Source organism: Nocardioides sp. (assembly GCF_036374615.1).
Taxonomy (GTDB): Bacteria; Actinomycetota; Actinomycetes; order Propionibacteriales; family Nocardioidaceae; genus Nocardioides.
This window is the reverse complement of sequence record NZ_DASUTK010000221.1, coordinates 1-4,252: the sequence shown is the minus strand read 5'-3', so window position 1 is coordinate 4,252 and position 4,252 is coordinate 1. Positions and strand designations below refer to the sequence as shown.

The 4,252-nt window shown below is 69.9% G+C and carries 2 protein-coding genes and 1 pseudogene; 1 reads left to right on the top strand and 2 read right to left on the bottom strand.

From position 1 onward, the window contains the following. Positions 1–241: 241 nt before the first annotated feature. A pseudogene (locus VFZ39_RS17055) lies at positions 242–676 on the bottom strand (SRPBCC family protein); the annotation flags it as partial. A gap of 41 nt (positions 677–717) precedes the next feature. On the opposite strand from VFZ39_RS17055, the gene VFZ39_RS17050 reads away from it, so the two are divergent. Next, positions 718–1,743 (top strand): phage tail sheath family protein, encoded by a 1,026-nt coding sequence (locus VFZ39_RS17050; RefSeq protein WP_330866988.1) that lies wholly within the window; start codon positions 718–720, stop codon positions 1,741–1,743. 11 nt (positions 1,744–1,754) lie between these two features. Here VFZ39_RS17050 and VFZ39_RS17045 read toward each other — a convergent pair. Beyond that, on the bottom strand, positions 1,755–4,252 hold a 2,498-nt coding region (locus tag VFZ39_RS17045), incomplete at its 5' end, for an ABC transporter permease (protein WP_330866987.1).

Genomic DNA, 4,252 nt, shown 5'->3' with positions numbered 1-4,252 from the left:
GGAACTTCTCCGGGTCGACGGTCGTGTGGAGCATGAACCGGTTCACCGCGGCGTCGTTCCGGAACGTCAAGAGCCGATCTATGTCGGCGGGTCCTGCCTCGCGGAGCAGGAGCGAACCGACATGCATGGGCCAGGGGGTCGTAGTCACGCGGGCATGATTGCCGCCTGGCGTTCGCCGCGACAAGGCATTTGTGCGGACGTCCGCGTGGGCCGCCGTGCCCGGTTTCGTAGACGAACGGACTCAACTGTCGAACGATGCCTGCAACGCGTCGATCGTGACGGTGCGCTCCTTGACCCCGATCCGCCGCAGGACCGGCGTGGCCGCCCGCCAGATGCCGTACGTCTGCAACCTGGCGTGGTGGCGCACCCGCGTCGCGTCCTCGCCCTCGGCTGACAGCCGGTAGCCGGGCCAACCCTCCATCTTCAGCCTGCCCCGCTTGTTCTTCTCCCACCAGTGGAACACCAACGTGTGCGGTGGCTCGAACTCGGCGATCTTGCCCGGCGTCGGTCCGTACGTGGTCTGGTCGACGAAGGTCGTGCCCAGCCCCGGTTCACCGGGCGACGTCAGCTGGGTGCGCTTCAGGATGGAGCCCTTGGCGGGCATCCACTCGTCGTACCCCTCGATGTCGGCCAGCCGGGCGAAGACCTGCTCGATGGGAGCATGCACTACCCGGTCGAGCTCGAACTCGACGACCCCATGGCCATCATCATGGGTTCATGAGTCACGACCCTCAAGGCCCAGGTCCGTACGTCGCCGAGGGTCCCACCAGCAGAGCCGTCGAGCCCGACGACACGGCCGTGACCGCCTTGCTCGGTCGCTGCCGGCGCGGCCCAACGAACGAGCCCGTGCTCGTGACGAGCGTCGCCGACTTCGACCAGCAGTACGGCGATGCCCGCGGGTGGCTCCGGCGGGCCGTCCGGGACTTCTTCTCCCATGGCGGCCGTAGCGCGCTGACAGTGAGAGTGACGAACCCAGCGCAGGCGCTGGCAAACCTCGCCGAGCGCGACTGGCAGCTCCTCGTCGTCGACCCGCGCGTCGTGGCGTCGGCCGACGCCCACGCGGTGTGTCAGGAGCATCGTGCCTTCCTCGTCTGCGACGCCACCGACAACGGTGAGCTGCCCGTCGGGCTGGGCACGAACGCAGCTGCCTACTTCCCGCCGTTCGCGGGACAGGCCGGCAGCCGTCCCTGCGCCGCCGCCGTGGCAGGTGTGTACGCACGCACCGACAGGAGGCGCGGTGTCTGGAAGGCCCCCGCCGGTGGCGATGCGAAGCTCCTTCGGCCGCTCAGCCGCGCGCTCACGGATTCCCAGGCAGACGAGCTCAATCAGCGCCACGTGAACGCCTTGCGCGAGTTCCCCGGCACGGGTGCGGTGGTGTGGGGTGCCCGCACGGCCTCCACCGACCCCGAGTGGAAGTACGTACCGGTGCGACGGCTGTTCCTCTTCCTCGAGCGGAGCATCGAACGCGGCCTGCAGTGGGTGGTGTTCGAGCCGAACGCCGAGTCGACGTGGGCGCAGGTGCGGCTGTCAGTCTCCGCCTTCCTCCACGACCTGTGGCGTCAAGGCGCCTTTGCGGGCACGACGCCCGACGAGGGGTACTTCCTCCGGTGCGACCAGACGACGATGACCCAGAACGACATCGACTCCGGCCGGTTGATCGCCTTCATCGGCGTGGCGCCCATGAAGCCGGCCGAGTTCATCACCTTCCGCATCCAGCTGCTGACGATGGAGGACACCTCCTGAGGAGGAGAGCCCTACTCGGCCATGATCGCCTTCAGGACGTCGACCTTGCTGGCACGCCGGGCGGGGCCGACAGCGGCGAGCACGCCGACGGCAGCGGCGATGACGAGGTAGATCCCCAGCGTCCCGAACGGCACGCGCACCTCCGTGATCCCTTCGGCGAGCAGCGCGCGACTGAGCGCGATGCCGGAGACGGTGCCGAGTGCGATGCCGGTGAGCGCGCCGAGCACGGCCATCAGCACCGACTCACGCCGTACGACCGTCCTCACCTGACGGCGGGTGCCGCCGACGGCGCGTAGGACGCCGAGCTCGCGCGTGCGCTCGACGACGGACAGCACGAGCGTGTTGACGATGCCGAGGATCGCCACCACCACGGCCAGGAGAAGCATCGCCGTGACGATGCCGAGCAGCTGGTTGACCGAGTCCTGGGCCTTCCGGGTGATATCGGCCGGATCGTTGACGGTGACGTTGGGATAGTCCGCGAGTGCCGCCTGGATCGTCTGCTTCGCCTCCCCGGGATCGATGCCGGGCGCGTTGTTCATCAGGATCGCCCCGTCCATCCTCGAGGTCACGTTCGCCGTGAAGTCGGGCATGGTCATCAGGTACGACGCGTTGATCAGGCTGCCGCCACCGAACGTGCCGACCACCTGCATCGTCGTGTCGCCGGTCTCGGGGAAGGTGACGGTCACGGCGTCTCCGACGCCGACGCCGAGCTCGTCGGCTGCGGTGGTGCCGACCAGGATGGTTCCGGGTTCGAGCGCGGCCAGGTCTCCGCTCTCGATGCCCAGGTCGACGACGTTCTCGAGACCGGCCGTGTCCATGGCCGTGACGAGCGAGCTGTGGCCGTCGACCTGCGCCGCGGACTCGCGCAGCTCGACCACGTCGGCGACGTCTTCGCGCTCTCGTAGGAGCGTTGCCACGACCGGGCTGAGCCCGATGCCGGCGCCGGCCGGCTCCAGGATCAGGTCGGAGCGGTTGCCGCCGCTCACGGCGACTGAGACCGACTCCTTCATCGACGTCGCCGTCACGGCGACCGCTGCGACGACCGTCAGCCCGATCGTGAGGGCGAGCGCGGTCGCGGCTGCGCGCCGTGAGTTGCGGGCGATGTTGCGCGCCGCCATCCGCCACCCTCCTCCCCGGCGGCCGCGAGCGGCCAGCGACGCCATCCCGCGAGCGAGGGTCGGGCCCACCACGACCAGTCCGGCGAAGGTGATCACGGTGGCGAACACCGTCGCCCACCGCTGGTTGCCGACGACTGCGCAGGTCACGAGCAGCGCGAGACCCACGCCCGTCACGACCCAGCCGACGGTACGACGCACGCTCCGCCCGGCGTGGGTGGCCGGGACCGCTGTCCGCAGCGCCTCCATCGGCGCCACCCGGGTCGAAGCCCAAGCAGGCGCCACCGCGGCAACCATGGTCACACCGATCCCGACGGCGAGCCCGACCACGATGGTCCGGGTCTCCAGTGCCGGCGACGTGCTGGGGATCTCGATGCCCACAGCGTCGAGCACCTCGCGGATGCCGATGGCCAGGGCCATACCCACCAGCACGCCGACCGCGCCCGAGACGACCCCGATCACTCCGGCTTCGGCCAGTACTCCTCCGAGCACCTGCCGCCGGGTCGCGCCCACCGCTCGCAGCAGCGCCACCTCACGGCGCCGTTGCGCCACGAGCACGTTGAACGTGTTCCAGATGACGAAGGAGCCGACCACGACCGAGACCCCGGCGAACACGAGCAGGACGGTGGTGAAGATCCCGAGCGAGTCACGTACCGCCTCCGTGCCGTCCGACGCGACCTGCTCGCCGGTCAGCGCCTCGGCGCCCTCCGGGAGGACGCGCGCGATGCGGTCCTGCAGCTCGCGCGCGCTCACGCCGTCGGCCGACCTGATGTCGACCTCGTCGACGACACCGACCTTGCCCAGCACCCGCTGGGCCGTCGGCAGGTCGAAGCCGGCCATCGTCGCCCCGAGCAGACTGTCGGTCTCTCCGAAGCCGATGATGCCCACGAGCGTGAAGCTCCGCCTGCCGTCCTGCAGCACCACGTCCACCGGATCGCCGACCTGGAAGCCTGCCTTGGCCGCGGTGCGCGCGTCGATGGCCACCTCCCGAGCGCCGGACGGGAGTCGCCCGTCGCGCACGGACATGTCCCCGGCCAGCCGTGCGTCCTCGAGGAGGCTGGTGCCGAACGTCGGCGCGCCTGCCGGTTGGATCGGGGCACCCTCCTTGTCCAGCAGCAGTGCGAAGCCGAACACCGAGCCCTCGGCGACCTCGACGCCCTCGACATCGCGGAGCGTCGTCACGATCTCGTCGTCGAGCGGTCGGACCTGCCCGCCCGTGGTCGCGATGTCGGCTTCGTAGGCGGCTTCTGACCTGACGACGACGTCGGTGCCGGATGAGAGGCCGGTGTACAGCTCGTCGAAGGCCTTCACCATGGTGTCGGACAGCACGAAGGTGCCCGACACGAACGCGACCCCGACGGTGACGGCCGCGACGGTGAGGGCGAGGCGCAGCT

Excerpts from the sequence above, each read along its gene's own strand:
- VFZ39_RS17050 (WP_330866988.1), top strand. The coding sequence starts at position 718 with ATGAGTCACGACCCTCAAGGCCCAGGTCCGTACGTCGCCGAGGGTCCC.